This window comes from Falsiphaeobacter marinintestinus, from assembly GCF_007923355.1.
Taxonomy (GTDB): Bacteria; Pseudomonadota; Alphaproteobacteria; order Rhodobacterales; family Rhodobacteraceae; genus Phaeobacter_A; species Phaeobacter_A marinintestinus.
Genome location: NZ_VOGO01000001.1, coordinates 645,811 through 665,171 on the forward strand (window position 1 = coordinate 645,811; position 19,361 = coordinate 665,171).

At 60.3% G+C, this 19,361-nt stretch carries 18 protein-coding genes; 12 read left to right on the forward strand and 6 right to left on the reverse strand.

The features are described from left to right. Positions 1 to 154 precede the first annotated feature (154 nt). The 8 genes from FOY56_RS03185 (at position 155) to FOY56_RS03220 (ending at position 9,253) form a co-directional block, all read left to right on the forward strand. Positions 155 to 1,528, forward strand: coding sequence for an AfsR/SARP family transcriptional regulator (locus tag FOY56_RS03185; protein ID WP_186766225.1), 1,374 nt, complete (start codon positions 155 to 157; stop codon positions 1,526 to 1,528). Between the two features lie 104 nt (positions 1,529 to 1,632). Beyond that, on the forward strand, positions 1,633 to 2,865 hold the full coding sequence (locus FOY56_RS03190) for a cytochrome P450 (RefSeq protein WP_146344339.1): 1,233 nt from the start codon (positions 1,633 to 1,635) through the stop codon (positions 2,863 to 2,865). Next, positions 2,862 to 3,926: a PEP/pyruvate-binding domain-containing protein gene (locus FOY56_RS03195; RefSeq protein ID WP_146344340.1), complete on the forward strand. Its 1,065-nt coding sequence runs from the start codon at positions 2,862 to 2,864 to the stop codon at positions 3,924 to 3,926. The genes FOY56_RS03190 and FOY56_RS03195 overlap by 4 nt, the downstream gene beginning before the upstream one ends. 35 nt (positions 3,927 to 3,961) lie before the next feature. Beyond that, positions 3,962 to 5,773 (forward strand): PEP-utilizing enzyme, encoded by a 1,812-nt coding sequence (locus FOY56_RS03200; protein ID WP_146344341.1) that lies wholly within the window; start codon positions 3,962 to 3,964, stop codon positions 5,771 to 5,773. A gap of 50 nt (positions 5,774 to 5,823) precedes the next feature. After that, positions 5,824 to 6,429: an HD domain-containing protein gene (locus FOY56_RS03205; protein WP_186766226.1), complete on the forward strand. Its 606-nt coding sequence runs from the start codon at positions 5,824 to 5,826 to the stop codon at positions 6,427 to 6,429. A 13-nt stretch (positions 6,430 to 6,442) separates the two neighbouring features. Continuing rightward, a complete protein-coding gene (locus FOY56_RS03210; protein WP_186766227.1) occupies positions 6,443 to 7,882 on the forward strand; it encodes an aldehyde dehydrogenase family protein in 1,440 nt (479 codons plus the stop codon). Next, positions 7,879 to 8,502: an HD domain-containing protein gene (locus FOY56_RS03215; RefSeq protein WP_146344342.1), complete on the forward strand. Its 624-nt coding sequence runs from the start codon at positions 7,879 to 7,881 to the stop codon at positions 8,500 to 8,502. The genes FOY56_RS03210 and FOY56_RS03215 overlap by 4 nt, the downstream gene beginning before the upstream one ends. Further along, positions 8,495 to 9,253, forward strand: coding sequence for an SDR family NAD(P)-dependent oxidoreductase (locus FOY56_RS03220; protein ID WP_146344343.1), 759 nt, complete (start codon positions 8,495 to 8,497; stop codon positions 9,251 to 9,253). The genes FOY56_RS03215 and FOY56_RS03220 overlap by 8 nt, the downstream gene beginning before the upstream one ends. Before the next feature lie 47 nt (positions 9,254 to 9,300). Here the strand turns inward: FOY56_RS03220 and FOY56_RS03225 are convergent, their stop codons facing one another. From FOY56_RS03225 to FOY56_RS03235, 3 genes are all read right to left on the reverse strand, one after another. Then, on the reverse strand, positions 9,301 to 10,353 hold the full coding sequence (locus FOY56_RS03225) for a GGDEF domain-containing protein (RefSeq protein WP_146344344.1): 1,053 nt from the start codon (positions 10,351 to 10,353) through the stop codon (positions 9,301 to 9,303). After that, a complete protein-coding gene (locus FOY56_RS03230; RefSeq protein ID WP_146344345.1) occupies positions 10,350 to 10,937 on the reverse strand; it encodes a heme NO-binding domain-containing protein in 588 nt (195 codons plus the stop codon). The genes FOY56_RS03225 and FOY56_RS03230 overlap by 4 nt, the downstream gene beginning before the upstream one ends. A gap of 79 nt (positions 10,938 to 11,016) precedes the next feature. Then, positions 11,017 to 12,792: a DUF4153 domain-containing protein gene (locus FOY56_RS03235; RefSeq protein ID WP_146344346.1), complete on the reverse strand. Its 1,776-nt coding sequence runs from the start codon at positions 12,790 to 12,792 to the stop codon at positions 11,017 to 11,019. Positions 12,793 to 12,991: 199 nt separating this feature from the next. On the opposite strand from FOY56_RS03235, the gene FOY56_RS03240 reads away from it, so the two are divergent. The 3 genes from FOY56_RS03240 to FOY56_RS03250 all read left to right on the forward strand — a co-directional run bounded on the left by FOY56_RS03240 (position 12,992) and on the right by FOY56_RS03250 (position 14,915). Next, entirely contained in the window at positions 12,992 to 13,732 is a 741-nt protein-coding gene (locus FOY56_RS03240) for a helix-turn-helix domain-containing protein (RefSeq protein WP_146344347.1), read from the forward strand. Between the two features lie 68 nt (positions 13,733 to 13,800). Beyond that, the gene (locus FOY56_RS03245; protein WP_146344348.1) at positions 13,801 to 14,181 is read left to right on the forward strand and encodes a VOC family protein; all 381 of its coding nucleotides are present in this window, start codon (positions 13,801 to 13,803) and stop codon (positions 14,179 to 14,181) included. A 263-nt stretch (positions 14,182 to 14,444) separates the two neighbouring features. Beyond that, positions 14,445 to 14,915, forward strand: coding sequence for a GNAT family N-acetyltransferase (locus FOY56_RS03250; RefSeq protein ID WP_146344349.1), 471 nt, complete (start codon positions 14,445 to 14,447; stop codon positions 14,913 to 14,915). Here the strand turns inward: FOY56_RS03250 and FOY56_RS03255 are convergent, their stop codons facing one another. The 3 genes from FOY56_RS03255 to FOY56_RS03265 form a co-directional block, all read right to left on the reverse strand. Next, positions 14,916 to 16,475, reverse strand: coding sequence for a trimethylamine methyltransferase family protein (locus FOY56_RS03255; protein WP_146344350.1), 1,560 nt, complete (start codon positions 16,473 to 16,475; stop codon positions 14,916 to 14,918). It lies immediately after the preceding gene. A 266-nt stretch (positions 16,476 to 16,741) separates the two neighbouring features. Next, positions 16,742 to 17,431 (reverse strand): HAD family hydrolase, encoded by a 690-nt coding sequence (locus FOY56_RS03260; RefSeq protein ID WP_146344351.1) that lies wholly within the window; start codon positions 17,429 to 17,431, stop codon positions 16,742 to 16,744. Positions 17,432 to 17,453: 22 nt separating this feature from the next. Beyond that, positions 17,454 to 17,738, reverse strand: coding sequence for a DUF3572 domain-containing protein (locus tag FOY56_RS03265; RefSeq protein WP_146344352.1), 285 nt, complete (start codon positions 17,736 to 17,738; stop codon positions 17,454 to 17,456). Positions 17,739 to 17,957: 219 nt separating this feature from the next. Here FOY56_RS03265 and FOY56_RS03270 point away from each other — a divergent pair, with 219 nt between their 5' ends. Continuing rightward, on the forward strand, positions 17,958 to 19,352 hold the full coding sequence (locus tag FOY56_RS03270; protein ID WP_146344353.1) for a diguanylate cyclase domain-containing protein: 1,395 nt from the start codon (positions 17,958 to 17,960) through the stop codon (positions 19,350 to 19,352). The last annotated feature ends 9 nt before the right edge of the window (positions 19,353 to 19,361 follow it).

The following is a 19,361-nucleotide window of genomic DNA, read 5'->3' on the forward strand; positions in this document are numbered from 1 at the left end:
TTGGCCGCAGATAGGATAAGCGACATTCCAATCTCGACAGAACACCCAAAACCACAAACAAAGCTCATTTATTTCAATGTCATCCGGTTCGCCTTCCCCTCAGACCACCGCGACAAATGCCGCTCTTTTTGCGCAGATGTCCGACGCGACATTCATGATCGATACCCTGACCGGACTGCTGACGGCCCGCCCAACCGTGTTCTTTACCGATGAGGCCACGTTGCTAGACACACTGCCTTTTGCCGAGCGCCACCCGCTTAGCGCGGCAGAACTGGATGTATTTCCCTTCGACGCCCAGCGCGTGCTTCAGGCGGTGCGTTTGTTCCTTCAAACCGCCGGACATCCCGTCAATCTGGTTGTCGATATGTCCTGGGCGGTCGAAGCGATCCATGGCGGCAGCGCGCTGGAACGTTGGGGAGACATCACAGCGCAACTGTCTGACGCATACGACACCGGGCTCGTATCTCTGTATAATCGCGAACTTCTGATCGAAAACCAGATGCAGGCCGCGCTCACAGCACACAGACAGTTCCTTGCGCCGTCAGGTATCTATGAAAACCCATTCTGGTTGCCGCCAGAGCTGGCCAACCGCGCCTCGCTCGATGAACAGATGGCCTTTCTGCTGGGCCGCGCCGTACCGGACTATGCAGGGTTTGAATTCTTCGAGAAATCCGACCGGGGATATGCCCGTGGTGCCCAACCGGCATGGCTGGCCCAACCACGCCGCATACAGGCCACCCGCACCGCCGAAGACCCCTGGCACATCTATTGTTTCGGCCAGTTGCGTGTCTACAAATCCGGGCGCGAGCGGGTGAACTGGAACTTGCCGGGCGGCGCGCCGAACAAGACCCGGACCCTATTCGCCTATCTGCTGCAATCGGGCGAAAAGGGCGCACACGCCGACCGGATAGGCGAGCTTTTGTGGCCAGAAGGCAAATCCGAAAACGTCAAACGAGCCCGCCTGCATCATGCGGTGGCAATGCTCCGCAAGACGCTGGGCGGTAAGCAAACCGTGCTGCGGTCAGGCGAGTACTACCGGCTGAACGCCCCGGTTGGCAGCTGGACCGATATTTCCAGTTTTGAACAGGCCTGTCGCCGGGCATTGTCTCTGGCCAAACAGGGGCAGGACGACGAAGCGCTGAAAGTTTATCGCGCAGGCGCACAGCTTTACACCGGCGACCTGTTCGAAGATATCCCCGTCGAATACGTCCATTCCGAACTGGAAGACTGGTGCCTGCCACGCCGCCGATGGCTGAGCGAAATGGCCCAGAAACTGTATCGCGACATGTCGTTCGTGCTGCGCAGCCAGGGTCAGCTTGACGAAGCTTTGGAGCACGCGCAGCAGGCGCTGACACTGGACCCGGCCAGCGAAGACACCAACGCGGAAATCATGCGGATCTTCCATGCGCAGGGGCGGATCGAAGCCATCACACGGCAGTACCGCCAGTTCATCTCACTCACCGAAACATCTGGTGACCCGCAGGAGAACGCTTCGATCCACCGCCTGTATCGAAGCCTGATGTCTTAATTTTTTCCCGTGAACATAGACACTTAATAAGAGCCAAAGAAAAACCAAAGGCTACGGCGTAGAGTGATTCTCTGCCAACACCCTTGGCATTGGAGGAGGTAACGATGAACGCTTTGGACACCGTCCACGGGCCCGACGGGTATGACCCGTTCAATCTGGACGCACCGCACGCCCAGTGGGAAATGTTTCGCGAGGAACGTCCGGTGTTCTATCACGAACCCACCGATTACTGGATCGTGACCCGCTATGACGACATCAAATCTGTCTATGACGACTGGCACACGTTCTCGTCCGAAAACGCCCAGGCCCCGATCCGCCCCTTGGGCGCCGCTGCCAAGAAAATCATCAGCGAAGGCGGTTTCACCTCTGGCTTGTCGGCCCGGATGCCCCCCGAACACACCCGCATCCGCAAAATCGCGCAAACCGCCTTCGGCCCGCGCCGTTTCAAAGCCATCGAACCTAAGATCGAAAAGATCGTCGACGACGCCCTGAGCGCCATCGCCAACAAGGGCGAGCTTGATTTCTTTCGCGAGGTCGCGTTTCCCGTGCCCGCCCTCGTGCTGTTTACCCTGATGGGCATCCCGGACGAAGACGTGCCGCAGGTCAAGGATTGGGCCGCTAGCCGCGCCTTGCTGACCTGGGGCAACCTGAACGACGACGACCAGATCCCGCACGCAGAAAAGATGGTCGAATACTGGGCCTATTGCAGAAACCTGGTCGCCATGCGTCGCGCCGCGCCCGGTGATGATTTCCCCTCGGACCTGCTGAAAGCCCAATCCGAAGGGGCCGACATCAGCGACGAAGAAATCGCCGGCGTCATGTATTCGGTCCTGTTCGCCGGGCACGAAACCACGACAACCCTGATGGGCAACGCCGTGATCGAACTGATGAACAACCGCGACGCCTGGGATGCGCTGTGCGCCGACCCGACCAAGATCCGCGGCGCCACCGAAGAGATCCTGCGGTTCGCGCCCTCAATCGTTTCGTGGCGTCGCCGCGCCAAGGTCGACACAAGGATCGGCGACGTGGATATCCCCGAAGGATCGAACATTCTGGTCATTATGGGCTCGGGCAACCGCGACAAGACTGTGTTCGCGGATGGGGAACGCCTTGATATTGATCGTAAAAACGCCCGCACGCACCTCACATTCGGCTATGGCATCCATTTCTGCATCGGGTTTCAACTGGCAAAAATGGAATTCGGCATCATGCTGCGTGAACTGGTCACACGTTTTCCGAACATGACGCTGACTGACGGCGACAACATCGAATACCTGCGCAACATCTCGTTCCGGGTGCCGCTGAAGGTTCAGGTCAAGCTGGGGGCCACCACATGAGCACCGACTTCACTTTGCCCTTCGACCAGATCAGCCAGGCTGATTTTGCACGTGTTGGCGGCAAATGCGCCTCTCTGGGCGAAATGACTCAAGCCGGAGTTGCTGTCCCCCCGGGCTTTGCCGTGACCACCGATGCCTTTGCGGCAATGCTCGACCATCACGGTGTGCGTGCAGAAATCGAACGGCACATGACCGGGCTTGATCCCGACAACCTTGACCAGATCGACCGCGCCGCACAGGCCATCCAGATTCGTATCCGGTCGCATCATTTGCCCGCCACAGTCGAAGCGGCCATCCGCACGGCCTATGCCGGAATGGGCGATGACATGCCGGTTGCCGTGCGGTCCTCGGCCACCGCCGAAGATCTGCCAGACGCGTCATTCGCAGGGCAGCAGGATACCTATCTTTGGGTGCAGGGTGGCGATGATGTTGTCGAAAAGGTCCGTGATTGCTGGGCCTCGCTGTTCACCACCCGTGCCGTCGCGTACCGCGAGAAAAACAAGATCCCGCATATCGATGTATTGATGAGCGTTGGTGTTCAGAAAATGGTCAACGCCAGGGCCGCCGGGGTGGCGATGACGCTGGACCCGGGCACAGGCGACCGCACCCGGATCGTGATCGATTCATCCTGGGGTCTGGGCGAACTGGTCGTATCAGGTCTGGTCACGCCGGACAATTTTGTCGTTGAGAAGGTGCTGGAAGAAATCCTTGATCGCACAATTGCCGACAAGCACGTCGAACTGGTCGGGGATGCCGCTTTGGGCGAAGCGGTCGAACGCGACATCTGTTCTGACCGCCGCACTCAGCCAAGCCTGAGTGATGACGAGGTGATGGCCGTCGCCATGTTGGCCAAGCAGCTGGAAAAGCAGAACAAATGCCCACAAGATGTCGAGTGGGCCATCGATGCCGACCTGCCGCCGGGGGAAAACCTACTGGCCCTGCAAAGCCGCCCCGAAACCATCTGGTCGCAAAAGAAAAAGACCAAGCCCAAGACGGCCTATGCCACCGGCATGATGAGCATCGTGGGCACGCTCACCAATCCGATCAGCACCCGCAAGTAACAAACAAAAAATCGTTTCAGGGAGGAATTGAACGAATGGACGCCAAGACGCCGATGTTTCCAAGCGCATTCGATGTGAAAACGCCGCAAGGCGCCGAAGGGTGGGAAGACCTTTACCCCTATTACACCCGTTTTCAGGCCTCGCGCCGGGAAGAGGAAGACGGCAAATTCTGGTTTTGCAACAGCCAGCACTGGCCGAACCCGTTCCGGCCCTTCGACACGATCATGGTGGATTACGCCACCAAGTGTCTGGGACAGTACAACACCCGTCACCTGCTGGTTCCGCCCGCCAATGGCGTCGATTACCGCATCCTGAACGGCTATGTCTATTTCTCGCCGATCGGCGTCGCGCCCGAAGACATCGAAGCCCGCGTGCCCCAGTTCATGGAACGCGCCGGGCACTATTTCGGCAACTGGGACGACCTGTTGGTGAACTGGAAATCCAAGGTCCTTGCCGCCATCGCAGACCTCGACACGATTTCGTTCAAGGAACTGCCCGAAGTCGAAGACCTTGAGGTTGTCATCGGTGGTCTTGGACAGGACAGCACAACGCAGTTGTTCGAGCAGTACGACAAGGCCATCAACCTGTGTTACCGCCTCTGGCAGTATCATTTCGAATTCCTGAACCTTGGCTATGCCGCCTATCTCGACTTCTTCGGGTTCATGAAAGAACAGATCCCGTCGATCCCCGATCAGGCCATTGCCAAGATGGTACAGGGGGTCGACAGCGAATTGTTCCGCCCCGATGACGAACTCAAGAAGCTGGCGAAACTGGCCGTCGACCTAGATCTGGTCGACGCGGTGATGACCGGCTCTGTCGACGACGCGCTGGCTGCCGTCAGCGCTGCCCCCAATGGCGCTCAGTGGATCGCGGCATGGGAGGCCGCCAAGGACCCGTGGTTCAACTTCACCTCCGGCAACGGGTTCTATTCGACCGACAAGTACTGGATCGATCACCTCGATATCCCGATGAGCTATTTGCGCGACTACATCGGACGGGTGCAGTCGGGCGATGACATCATGCGGCCCACCGCCAAACTGATCGCTGAACGCGACCGGATCACCTCGGAATACCGCGAGATGATGGATGAAGAGGCGCAAGAGGTTTTTGACGGCAAGCTGGGCCTCAGCCGCACCGTGTTCCCCTATGTGGAAGATCACAACTTCTACATCGAACACTGGGCGCTTGGTGTGTTCTGGCGCAAGATGCGCGAACTGTCGGAACTGCTGTCAAAACAGGGCTTCTGGGCGGACAGTGACGACATGTTCTTCCTGTCACGCGGCGAAGTCCGCGAAGCGATCTGGGACTATTCGCAGGCCTGGGCCATCGGCACTGACATCCACGGCAGTCAGGTCTGGCCAGACGAAATCGCTCGCCGCCGCAAGATCCACTCGGCACTTGCAAAAGAACGCCCGCAACCGGCGCTCAACACACCGCCCGAAGTCATCACCGAACCCTTCACCATCATGCTCTGGGGAATCACCTCGGAAGCTGTCGAACGCTGGGTCGGTGCCGATGAAGACGGCGACGGGCTGAAAGGCATGGCTGCGTCCCCCGGTATCGCCGAAGGCGTGGCCCGCGTTCTCAGCAGCCCCGATCAGCTGAGCGAGCTGCAAAAGGGCGACATTTTGGTCACCCCGGTCACCGCCCCGTCCTGGGCCCCTGTCTTTGGCAAGATCAGCGCTGCGGTGACAGACATCGGCGGCATGATGAGTCACGCTGCCATTGTCTGTCGCGAATACGGGCTGCCAGCGGTCACCGGCACAGGCAACGCGGCGTCCAAGATCAAAACAGGCATGCGCCTGCGGGTCGATGGCAACACCGGCACCGTGACTGTTCTGGACTAAGCGCAAACATGGGGCGCCGGTCTGGCGCTCCCTTTCCTCAGGACAAGATCATGCTGCCCCCGACACCCGACCTGTCGCGCTATGATGACGTATGGCGCAAAGCTGAACCTTACATGCGGGCGCGCAAGAACGATGTGCATATCCCGCTGTCCTTCGGCTGGGCCCAGATGCTGCTGGATCACTATCCCGAGGCAAATCGCGACATCTGTTCGCTGGCTATCCTGTTGCATGACATCGGCTGGTACTCGATCGACAACGACACGATCATCAGCGAAGGCTTCCGGTCAGACAACTACCTGCAATCCGATGTCCGCTATCTTCACGAAACCGAAGGCGTGCGTCTGGGCACCGTTGTGCTGCGCGCCACCGGCTGGGGCGACGACATCATTACCGAGGTCTGTGAAATCATCGACGGCCATGACACCCGCCCCAACCCGCACCACCTGAACGACCGGATCGTGCGTGACGCTGACAAGCTGTGGCGGTTCTCGGTCACCGGCATCGCGGTCGCGTCGGACTGGTTCGGCAAAACACCGCACCAATACGCCGACCACCTTGGAACCGTCCTGACCAGGCTTGAAACCGACCATGGCCAGATGCTGGCGGAACGCGAACTTGCAGCCAGCCGCGCGGCCCTGATGCTGCATGTGATCTGACAGGAAACACCGCATGGAAATGTTCATCGACGGCGCATGGCGGCCCTCCCGATCCGGCGCGACGCAACCGGTCACCGATCCGACCACGGGCGTGGTTTTCGACACCGTCCCGGCAGGCGACGCGACGGACGCCGACGCCGCCATCTCATCAGCAGCCCGCGCCTTCGAAGACTGGCGCAAGATCCCCATGGTAGACCGCGCCCGTATTCAGAAAGCCTGCGCACAAGCACTGCGCGATCACGCCGACACCATCGGACGCGCCCTGACCCGCGAACTGGGCCGCCCCCTGCCCGCCTGCCTGCACGAAATCGCGCGCTCGGCCGATCTGCTGGATGTCTATGCCGAAGAAGGCCTGCGTCTGCGCTCTGAAATCCCCTTGGGCGGCGCTGCGGGGGAAAAGACCATCGTCACTCGCGACCCGCTGGGTGTCGTGATCGCGATCACCCCGTTCAATTACCCGATCAACCTGTTGATGTTCAAACTGGGCGCGGCCCTGATTGCGGGCTGCACGGTCGTGGCCAAGCCCGCCGAAGACACACCAACGTCGACCCTGCTTTTGGCTGACATCTTTCACAAAGCCGGCCTGCCAACGGGCTGCTTCAACGTGGTCACCGGGCGGGGGCGCGGCATCGGATCAGCGATGATTAATCACCCCACGCCACGTAAGATTGCCTTCACAGGCGGGACTGCGGCAGGCAAAGCTATTGCCGCCGCCGCCACCGGAACCATGAAACGTGTGACGCTTGAACTGGGCGGCCACTCGGCTGCCATTGTCTGTGCCGACGCGGATCTCGATAAGGCCACCGACGCGATCACCCGGCACGGCTTCGCCAATTCCGGCCAGTTCTGTTATCGCGTCAACCGGGTCTATGTCGAACGCCCGGTTTATGAGGCCTTTCTGACCAAGCTTGCCGCCAAGGCCAGCAAACTCACCCTCGCCCCGGCGGGCAGCACAGGCGACCTTGGTCCGCTGGTCAACCAAAAGATCTTTGCCAACAGCGAGGTCCAGACCGAAGATGCCCGCCAGAAAGGTGCCCGTATCCTGATCGGTGGCACTCGCAAAACCGGGCCGGGTTATGATGCCGGGTTCTACTTTCCGCCAACCCTGATTGCCGATGCCACGCATAACATGCTGGTCATGACCGAAGAAACCTTTGGCCCTCTTCTTGGCATCTGCCCAATCGAAACCGCGTTTGACGGGCTGCGTCACGCCAACACCAGCCGTTATGGGCTGGCCGGGTTCGTGTTCTGCCGCGATTTCGCCAAGGGCCTGACCCTGTGCGAAGGGATGGAGGTCGGGTCGGTCTGGCTGAACGACATCCAGAGATCCTCGCATTATGTCCCGTTCGGCGGCATGAAAGAAAGCGGGATTGGCCGAGAAAAGGGCCGCTATGGCGTTGAATCCTATCTTGAATATAAAACCATGTATCTCAGCTATGAGGTCCCGACATGATGGATGACGGTGTTTTTCTGCCCCGCGATCTGCCGCTCTGGCTCGACGCGAAACCCTACCTTGATGTGCGCAACAATGACGAACACACCATCGTCGCCTATGGGCTGGCCCGCGCCCTGCTGGCCGAAACGCCCGAGGCTGACGAAAGCGTGGTTCTTCCGGCGATTCTGTTGCATGACGTCGGCTGGAAACGGATCGACCCCGAGCTGCTGCTGCTGGCCATTGGCCGCAACCCGACCCGCAAGGATCTGGTGCGCGACCACGAGGTGCACGGGGTCGAAATCGCCCGCGAAATCCTTGAGAAACACCGCCCCAAAGGTGTGGATATCGACTCGGTTCTGGCCATCATCGACGGTCATGACACAACCAAACAGGCGCGTTCGATCAACGACGCCGTGATGAAGGATGCCGACAAGGGCTGGCGCGCAACCCCGCACGGGATGCGCACGATCTGCGGCTGGTATGACACCGATCTGGCCACGCATATCGAAACGCTGAGACAGGTTTCGAACCCCTACATGCTGACCCCTGCAGGCCGGGCCATCGCCGAAGGCATGTGCGCCGCCGTCACGGCCGAGCTTCAGATCGGGACCTATATGGGGGGCCCGTCGCATGACTGATCTGGGGTTGCAGGGCAAACGCGTGATCGTGACAGGCGCGGCAGGCGGACTGGGGCGCGCGTTCGCCACAAGTTTCGGCAGCGCCGGGGCCACAGTTCTGGCCGCAGACATCGATGACGCCGGGTTGGTCGAAACCGCACGGCTTGTCGAAACCGCAGGCGGCAAAGCGGTCAGTTCGGTTGTCGATGTGACCAGCGCTGCCAGTTGTCGGGCCCTTGCCGACCGTGCGCAAACGCAAATGGGCGGCGCTGACGTGCTGGTCAACAACGCGGCGATCTATGGCGGACTTGAGCGGCGCCCGTTTCAGGACATCGAAGAAGATGTCTGGGACAAGGTGATGGCGGTGAACGCCAAAGGCGTCTGGCAGATGACCCGCGCCATCGCCCCTTTGATGCGCGGATCGGGTGGCGCAATCATAAACATCGCCTCGGCCACCGTGTTCTCGGGCTCGCCCGAATGGATGCATTATGTCGCTTCTAAGGGGGCCGTTATCGCGATGAGCCGCGTGATGGCCAAGGAACTGGGCGGGGATCAGATCCGCGTCAATGTCATCGCGCCGGGGTTTACCCTGACCGATGCCAGCCTGGGCCTTATGGATGATGCCAAGAATTATGGCGCCAACCGTGCGGCCCTCAAACGCAATGCCGAAGCCGAGGATATCTGTGGCGCGGCCTTGTACCTTGCCTCGCCCCTGTCTGGTTTCGTGACCGGTCAAACACTGGTCGTGGATGGCGGCAAACAGTTCATCTGAGGCCGGATCAGAGCGCATCCAACGGATTGCCTCACCCGTTGCCCCCGTCATACTCCGCCCTGAGGTGCCGTGTTACCTTCGCCAATGTTGTTCCCAGCCGCCGCCCGAACCGGCACACCATCCACCATCATGGCGCTGTCAAATACACGCCAGGTCGCCCGGCTTGCATGTTTGGCGGCATAAAGCGCCATGTCAGCCTGATGGATCAAGTGTGCAGGCGTGCACTCTGGCCGCCTGCCCGATATCGCAATACCAATACTGGCCGACACCCTGCAGGTCTGCCCATCGAACGGAATCGGCTGTTTTATCCGTTCAATCAAACGTTTCGCTATCCGTTCGATCATCGCTTGATCGCGCACATTGTCGAACACGAGGATGAATTCGTCCCCCCCGGCGCGGGACACAGTGTCATTTTCACGGGTTTCTTCCACCATGATCTTGGCCACATGCTGCAAAACATGATCCCCCGCCGCGTGGCCCAGTGTGTCATTAACCAGCTTGAAATAATCCAGATCAAGGCTGAGCACCGCAAAATTGGCCCCGGCCCCGGCCAGACGTGTCAGAATATGATCCAGTGCCCGACGGTTCTTGAGCCCGGTCAGCGTATCGGTAAACGCCTGTTCTTCTGCCGCGATCATCGCGCCCCGCAGGCGTTTGTTGAGGGATCGGGACGCCTCCATCGCGGCCGATTTCGCTTCAACCAGATACAAAAGCTCGATCGCAAGATCGGTCGCGGCAAAATCGGCGCTGGTCAGCGCATAATCCTGCACCGCTTCCAGCAACGAGATCCCAAAAGACAGATTAACGACAAACCCCTGCGGGATCGGGACCAGAACCCCCTTGAGACTGGTCCGCGGGCTGTCGAGAAAGCTTAGCCTAAGCTTGGTGTGTCCCAGAGCAGCAAGATCCGCGTTGCTGGCAACCCGGCGCGGGCGCAGAACCTCGAACAGGTCCAGAAACAGGCGGCCTGCCATCGGCACCTTTGGGCGCAATTTCTGCAACGTCGCCCCAACCTGCCCGACCCGGCCATCCTTGTCCAACATCAGGTACATCGGACAAAGCCGGTCCAGAACGTCAGCGATATCGTTGCTGGATGTCATCCGGCCCGCGCCCCCAGGTCAAATTCCCGCCCAGCCGCAAACGCCGTTTCAATCAGCGTGATCGAGATATACTCGGTCGCGCCCCGGACACCGTCGTGATCCAGCATCACCAGGGCTCCGTAATCATCCGCCATCGCGCGCAGGATGCCCATCATCACAAAGCCAAATCCCGGCAGACCGGGTTGGCAGATCAACGTGTACGAGGCCACCGAATGGTCGACCAGCTCCATCGCTGGCAAGTGCAGATCCGATACGGCCAGCCGCGTCCTGTCCGGCAAATCATCCAGCGAATGCAGAAAATCGACATAGGTTTCGCCACCAAAGCGCAGCAGCCGCCGCAAGGGTTCCATCTGTGGGTGCGAAACCAGAAACGTCCCCATATCCTCAAGAACATCCGGCAACGGCCTGTCAAATTCCGACATCAGCGCGGTAATCAGATCAATGGTGTGCTGATCGTCATAAACCAGCATCGCTTCGAACTCGGAAAATCCAAGCCCGGCGGCGGTCGTCACCTGGTCCCAACGCACCACGCCATAGGTTTGGCAGACAAAGGACTGAATCGCCTTGTTGATCAGACCATGCATGACCCGTTCCCCGTTTTTCGGGACTCATCATGAATGCGGAAATCTTAACAAAGCCCCAACAGCGGGGGTCGCATGTGTGTTATTGCGCGGGCGTCAGTGTCATCCCGTCCAAAAACAAAGCATTTTGACCGCTTGGGCCAATGCTGAACGCGCCGTCCTGCACCTGTTGCAAGGCATCGGGGCCCGGCACCGGCCAGACATAGCCCACTGGATCGAACACTTCGCGAATCGTCGGGGCCGCTTCGCCGCGATGCATCAGGTGGCTCACATGTGCCGTTGACCTGTTCTCAAGGTAAAAGATCATCCCCTGTCCCGTGGTATCCGGCGTCGGCGCGAACGTCCCGCGCACCCAGACACACCCCGGTCGGCCATCAGGTAACGGGATATGGCACCCCGCCAGCCACCGGTCAGTCCAATAGGGCGGAACCTCGGCAAAATCCTTGGCGGTCAACGCGTCCATGCCCGGCGGCACTGGCATCAGCCGGACAAGCTCGGTCACGGCATCCCCCTGGCTGTCCAGCCCCAGCGCGTTTTCAAACCGGAACGTGTTGGGCGACACCCGCGCGAATTCGATCCGTCGCGCAAGTTCGCCCCGGCCTTCCTCGCGGGCCACGGCCTCCAGTTGTTCCAGACCGGCTTCACCGGCCCGGCCCCAACTGTGTGCCATTGCCCAAAGCGGCAGTTCATCCAGAACCGAGCGTCCGTCCAGATAGCGCGCAACCTGGCTGGTTGTCGAAATGCGAAACGCGTTCAGCACCGGTGTCATCCAGACAACGCAGCCTGCAATCACCACGATAGCCATCACCACGTTGACCTGCCGGATCCGCGCGCCCCATTGCGACGTACTCAAAACCGACCCGGCATAGCCCACCGCATAGGCCGCCAGAAACACCGCGACGCCCATCGCCACAAGCCGGTCCGGCGTCCAGCCATAGGTGCCGACCCGCACCCAGACCGCCCAAACCGCCAACCCCGCGAGCAAGGGCACAATGGCTGCCAAGGCCCGCGTCGCCATCCGCAAACCGGGCGTCGCCACGGCTTGCGTGTCGTCGCGGTCCAAGGCCGTACTGACCAGCGTGATCGCCACGATCGCAGCACTCATCAGCGTGGCACCAGCCGAAAACTCACCAAACAGATGCGACAACCCGCGAAACGGCAGCGCGATCAAAAAGATTCCGACCACCACCAAAACCGCCGGAACCAGCAGCCGCAACAGGCGCAGCACCAGAAACGGAGATATCGTATCGCGCAGCTCGTAAACCACCGACAGCGCCAACCCCAGGATTGCACCGCTCAAGGCATAGGCAACCCCGTCGGTTCGGATCAGGTCTTCGATGATCGTGACATCGACCAGTTGCAGCAAGCGGTCCGACAGAAACGCCAGGATCCAGAACAAACCGACGAACAACCACGCCACGCAGTACCGAAGAGCAATGGTCCACGCGGTTTCGAATAGGGCCGAATACTCAAGCAGATTGCGCCGATTACACAGCCAGACCGACAGGAATGGTGTGGCAAACAACACCAGGATAGACGCGATGGCAATCGTGGGCGGGTGATCCAGCAGATCGGTGGCCACCTCCATCCGCAGGGCGGCAACGCTGATCAGACCGGTGACCGGCCCCGCCAGCAACAATGCCCCAAGCACCGCTCGGGCCAACGGCACCGGACCCGCCAGCGCCAACCCGACGCCGCACCAGGTCGCGACAAAGGACACAAGCGCCAGATAGGCTGCGGGCGGGACGGTGGTCTGATCCCAGTTCTGGCCCAGCGCCCACAACGCCCAGGCAGCCCCGCCCCCCAGAACCGACAGAATGATCCGGTCTTTTACCAAGTGCATGGGTTGGCGTGTCATGGGCCCGCTCTTCGTGTTTCGTCCGTGTGCTCAACTTATCCCGCCTCAGGCCAAAGCACCATTGCGCGTCACCGCCGCACGCGAAACCGCGCCGGGCACAACCGGACCACATCAGACCTAAGGGTGCTTTGCCATTCCAGACTGTGCCGCTAAATGTGTCATCAGAACAGCACTCCCACGGAAAAGAAGCGCGGCACAAATGTATGACCCCAAAGGAAACGGCAAAGACAAAGCCGTTAATGCTGTTGAATTTGTCGAGGTCGAGCCACCAAGCCATTTGCGCGGAATCGTCCACCGGTTTCTTGAGCTGAAAACCGACGGTGCTCTGCCGGATGACTATCGGTTTCACGCCCTGCCCGATGCCTGCACCTACATCGTTTTTGACCAGCTCGACAGAACCATCGCAGGTGTATCCAAACTGCGGGCCGCGTCGGAAGAGTTCAATCTGGGCAAGACGTTCCACTTTGTGAACATCCGGTTTCTGCCGGGCGTCTGGCAGGGTCAGCACGAACCGATTGCCTACGGCATGCTGGACACGCCATATCAGGGCACCCTTCCGCTGCTCGACGTGAACCACGACCTGTCCAAACAAAGCTTTGCCGACAGCCAGTCGATTTTGTCAGACCTTGTCGAGCAGCTGATTGCGCAAAACCTGGTGGCAGTGAACCCGATCACCGAAAAGATTTTTCAGCATCTCGACGACATCCAGTCAGTGGCCGACATGGCCGATGTTTCAAACCTGTCTGCCCGCCAACTTCAGCGCACACTGAAACGAACGACCGGATTCGCCCCGCATGACTTTCTCAAGGTGCTGCGCCTGCAACAGGCGTTGAACGGCAACGACACATGGTCTTACGCCGATCAGTCCCATTTCATTCACTCGTTCCGCAATGCCACAGGGTATACGCCGGGAAAATACGCCCGAAAGTTCGATGTCTGAAATCTACAATACACACCATCTGCGGCTTGGTAGCTGATTGGCATAACGACAACACACAGGAGTTGACTATGACCAAGATGAACGCAGTCGGATGGTTTGACATCTACGTAGACGACCTGAACCGGGCCGTGGCCTTTTATGAAACCGTGCTGGGCGCCAAGCTTGAACCGATGGGAGATCCAACCGGTGAGTCCCAAATGATGAGCTTTCCTGCCGACATGAGCGCGTATGGCGCAGCCGGCGCTTTGACAAAGTCACCCTATGCGTCCGCGGGCGTTGGCGGCACGATCATCTACTTCATGGCCGAAGACTGCGCCACCGAAGAGGCACGCGTGGCCGAGGCTGGCGGAATGGTCATCCGGCCAAAGTTCTCAATCGGCGAATTCGGCTTTGTCACCTTGTGTCAGGACACCGAGGGCAACACGTTTGGCCTCAACTCACTGAAGTAGCGCCCTGAGAACCAGCCAAAGGCCAAAAGCGTCATATCTGACGGATAATCTGACTGCACGGGTGGCCCAACAGGTTGCCCGTGCAGCGTTTGACTTCAAAGGGATCCAGTGAACCCAAAAGAAGCCCCGTCTTGAGGGTCATACAAAGCCGGGCTGGATCAAAAAAACGCCGACCAAGCGTCATCCGTTGAAGAAATGGCCGCTTGCAGTCGGAACAAAAATGGCTACCCCATACAGTCAAGCGCACTCACTCTAAGCCAGTCATGACCCCGACCCAGCACGCCCCCACAGATCCGAAGCTGGCCGATATCCTCGACCTGATCCGTGACAGCTTTGCCTATATGGATGGGCGGATCGACCCGCCCTCATCCATGCACACCCTGACCCTCGAACGCCTCGCGCAGCAGGCTGCATCGGGTGAGGTCTGGTCGCTTGGCCCGCCACCCGTGGCCTGCATGATCCTGACACCACATCCCGGCGCCCTCTATCTGGGAAAAATGGCGATCGCCCCATCGCATCGTGGCATGGGGTTGGCCCGACAGCTGATCGACATCGCCAGATCCCGCGCCGCAGCATATGATCTGCCCCGTCTCGAACTGCAATCGCGCGTCGAGCTGACCGAAGTCCACACGCGCTTCGCCGCCCTTGGCTTCCGGCAAACCGGCACCACGACCCATGCCGGCTATGACTGGCCCACCTCAATCGTGATGCAGCTTGATCTCGACACAGACTGATCAGAAATCAGTCGGCGCGCCCCCCTCTTCCTTGCGGCGCGCGACAAACTCCGCCAACTCCTCGCGGATCGCCGCATCCATCGGCGGTTCCTCAAAGCTGTCGATGATCTTCTTGAAGATCAGATGCGCGCGTTCCGGCGTCCAGACCGCCCCGGCAGCCTCCCAGCCCTCATAGTTCTTCCAATCGCTCAGGAAAGGCTGGTAAAATGCTGTCGTGTACCGCTCCTGCGTGTGATCAATGCCAAAGAAATGCCCCTCATGGCCCACTTCGCGGATCGCATCCAACGCAATCTCATCCGGACCCGTGGCATAGGTCTCAGGCTCCATATACCGTTGGATCTGCTGCAGAATCTCGCAATCCATGATGAACTTCTCAGGGCTGGCGATCAGCCCGCCTTCCAGCCAACCCGCCGCGTGATAGACCATGTTGGTGCCCGACTGAACAGCCGCCCACAGGCTGTGCTCAGTCTCCCACATCGCCTGCCCGTCCGGCACGTTCGACGCACAAACCCCGCTGGACCGCATCGGCAAATCATAAAACCGCGCCATCTGCCCGGTCATCTGCGTCGCGCGCATGTATTCCGGCGTTCCAAAGGCCGGCGCGCCCGATTTCATGTCCACGTTCGATGTGAACGTTCCGATCACGCAAGGCGTGCCCGGCGCGACATACTGAAACAGCGCAATGGCACATAGCGCCTCGGCCAGAGACTGTGTCACCGCCCCCGCCATCGTCACCGGCGCCATCGCCCCGGCCAAGGTGAACGGCGACACCACTACCGCCTGCCCGCGCCGCGCCAGCCGCAAACAGCCATCGATCATCGGCTGGTCGTGTTTCAATGGCGAGGTCGAATTGATGTTGGTGTACATATGCGGACGGGCATCAAACTCCTCATGGCTCAGACCACCGGCGATGCGCACCATCTCCATCACGTCTTCGACCCGCTCTTTGCCCAGCGAATAGGCATGCATGACCTTGTCCGAAATCGTCAGCTTGTCATACAGAACATCCAGATGGCGCACGCTGGCATGGATATCGACTGGCTCCACCGGATACCCGCCCGCAAAATGGATACAGTTGAAATACTGCGTCAGCTTCAAAAGGTTCTGACACTGCTCGCGCGTCCCCGCCACCTTACGGCCAATCTCCATGTCCCAATAATTGGGCGGAGACGACACGTTCCCGAACAACAGCGTATTGCCTCCAACTTTCAACTGGCGGTCCGGATTGCGCGGCGTGATGGTAAACTCCGACGGGGCCTTGCCAACCATCTCCATGACAAAGTCGCGGTCCATCTTCACCACATCGCCCTCGACGATACAGCCAGCCCGCTTGAAGATACCCAGCGCCTCTTCGTTCAGAAAGGCCACCCCGATCTCTTCCAGGATCTGCATCGCGCCTTCATGCAGCGCTGCGATCCCCTCTTCCCCCAATGGCTCGGTCGGACGATCCACATTCTCGATCAGACGCCAGGGCATCTGCTCGATCACGGCTGGCCCTCGTCTGGCTGCGGCCCCGGCCCGGCCCCCGCCCCGCCGCTTGCGTCCTGCTGTGTCTGCCATCTGCGCCTCCTTCAATCTGCCCTTGCAGCAGGCCCGACACCCTCTCCCTCTTCCGCTTCATTCGCGACAGATTTCGTCGCTTTTGCCAACCGTCCCCCGCAGGGCAGCCCAAAACAGACCCCAAAGGCCGCTTTTTCCAGCTTCTTTCTTGTCTGAAATACCCCAGGAAGTGTGAGGGACAGCGTCCCTCATACCCATTAATCGCGTGCGCCGCAGGCGCGCCGTCAGATCCCGCCAGCGGTCAGAATCCCATCAAAACTGAAACCCTAACCCGCGATCCAGCCTTCGATATGGCCGATGTTGGGCAGCACATAATCCGCAAATGGTGCCAGTTCACCGGCTCCGGCCAACCCCGTCAGCACGCCAATTGTCACCATGCCCGCCGCGCGTCCGGCGATCAGATCGTGGGTGCTGTCTCCAACCATGGCCGCGCGGCCGGGCAGAACGTCCACCGCCTCGCAAAACGCCAGCAACGGCTCCGGTGCCGGCTTGGCTCCAAACCCGCTGTCATACCCGGCAACAAAAGCGAACCGATCCAGCACGCCCGCGCCCGTCAGTTGTGATGTGGCGCTGTATTCGCTGTCATTCGTCATGACGCCCAATGCGATCCCCCGGCCCGCCAGACCATCCAGAAACGCAGGCAAGGGCACGGCGGGCGACAGCGCCGCATCGGCCGAGTGCTGCTCCAGATATCGCTCGACCTGGGGTCCGGTCATGCCCGGCAGAACCAACGACATGCTATGTGCGATATCGCCGTTGGATTCCGCAATGGCCATGCTGGTAGGGCGAAACACAGCCGCGTCCAGATCGTAATCCAGCACCTCGGCCAAAGCCTCAGCAAGCCCCGTGTCGCCGCGCGCAAGGTCTGCAATCACCCGACCGGCCCACCCGTTCCAGGTCGCGCCGAAATCGAACAAGGTTCCGTCCTTGTCGAAAAGAATTGCATCCACCGGCATCCGCGTCCGCTCCTGTCAGTTGTCAGGTCCAGTGAACCTGTGCGCCCCCGGGCAACGCGGCGCGCGCCTGCATGGGGTGATCATAGGGAATGTCATGACCATCACAGAACGCGATGATCCAGGCATCGTCCATCAGCAGAAAATCCAGAACCGAGGCCAGAAACGCCGGATCACCGGCCTGCTCGCGGACCTCGTCACGCCCGGCGCCTGTCGCGCCCATGAACACCGGAAACAGATCTTCATTGCCGACCAGCCAGGCCAGCGCCTTCAGCGCAAGCGTTTCAGCGGCGTCTTGAGAATAGGACATGAGGCAGAACCAATGGGGGACCAGAGCGTCAGATAGACCGCTTTCCGGCCCCAAACGCAAGACCCATCGCACCCATGATTGCAGGCGAATTGCCGGGCTTCCAAGCCGTGTCGGCGAACAACGGCTGACACAAATCCGCCCGATCAGGATTCAGGCTTTGTTAACCACTCGGGTAGATTCTCGAAAGCAATCGAATTTGAGATGTCAGAGGATACCGCTGTGCAGGGAACTATCCTGATCATTGACGGAGTATCGACCAACCGGATCATGCTGAAGGTCCAGTTGTCGGCGGCCTGGTATCACGTTGTTCAGGCCGACCGGCTGGCCCAGATCCGTCCGCTGATCCGGCGCAGCCGCCCCGACCTGATCATCTCGGCGATGGACCTGCCCGATGGCAACGTAACTGACCTGCGCCGCCTGCTTGCCTCGGACCCCGCGCTCAGCCACATTCCGATCATCGCCGTCACAGCCCAAAACGACCGCCCCGCGCGGCTGCGCGCGTTGCAGGCGGATATAAACGATGTCCTCAGCCAGCCGATTGACGACCTGATGTTGCAGGCCCGGATCCGTCGGTTGCTGCGCACCCGGTCGCAACTGGACAAGCTGCAGCTTGATCACACCCCTGCCGCAGCACTTGGCATGGCCGAAACCACAACCGACTTCGTGCCCCGGCCCAAAACCCGGCGGGTCGCCCTGCTTACTCAGGTGCCGGCGACCGGGCCGGTCTGGCGATCCCGGCTGCAACCTCATCTGCCACACAAGATCGAATGCTATCCGATGCGCGATGTGCACGGGTTGATGCACCAGCCCACACCAGATGCCGTCATCCTGGAACTGCCGCACACCTCTGACGCCGCAGGATTGCGCCTGCTGGCCGATCTGCGCGCCCGCGGCACCACGCGTGACGCCATCGTCATCGCGGTCCCGAACCCCTCCAATGCGGCTCTGGCCGCCGAAGCCCTGGATCGCGGTGCCCATGATGCGCTGCCGCAGGGGTTCTGCGCCGAAGAACTGGCGCTGCGCCTCAGTGCCCACCTGCGCCGCAAGGCGGTTTCCGACCATATCCGGGATTCTCTGCGAACCGATCTGCAGGCCGCGATGCAGGATCCGATGACCGGGCTCTACAATCGCCGCTATGCGCTGCCCAAGCTGGGGCAGATGGCCCGTACCGCCGCCGAAGCCGGTCGGGACTTTGCCGTGATGATGATGGATCTGGACCATTTCAAACAGGTCAACGACCGCTTTGGTCACCTGTCAGGCGATGCCGTGCTGATCGAAACCGCGCACCGGATGCGGGCCATGCTGCACCCGTCGGCAATTGTCTCTCGGGTGGGGGGGGAAGAATTCCTGATTGGCCTGCCCGATGCCGGGGCCGATCTTGCGCTTGAAACCGCTGACCTTCTGTGTCGCCGGATCAACGACACCCCGTTTCATGTCCCCGGCGCGCGCGATCCAATCCATGTCACCACCAGCATCGGCATCGCCATCGGGCCAGATCACCGCTGCCCGGTTCAGGACATGGTCTCCGCGATGATCACCCGCGCCGACAGGGCGCTGTACATGGCCAAAACCGCCGGTCGAAATCAGGCCACCCTGTCCCACAAGGCGGCCTGAGCCACTGAT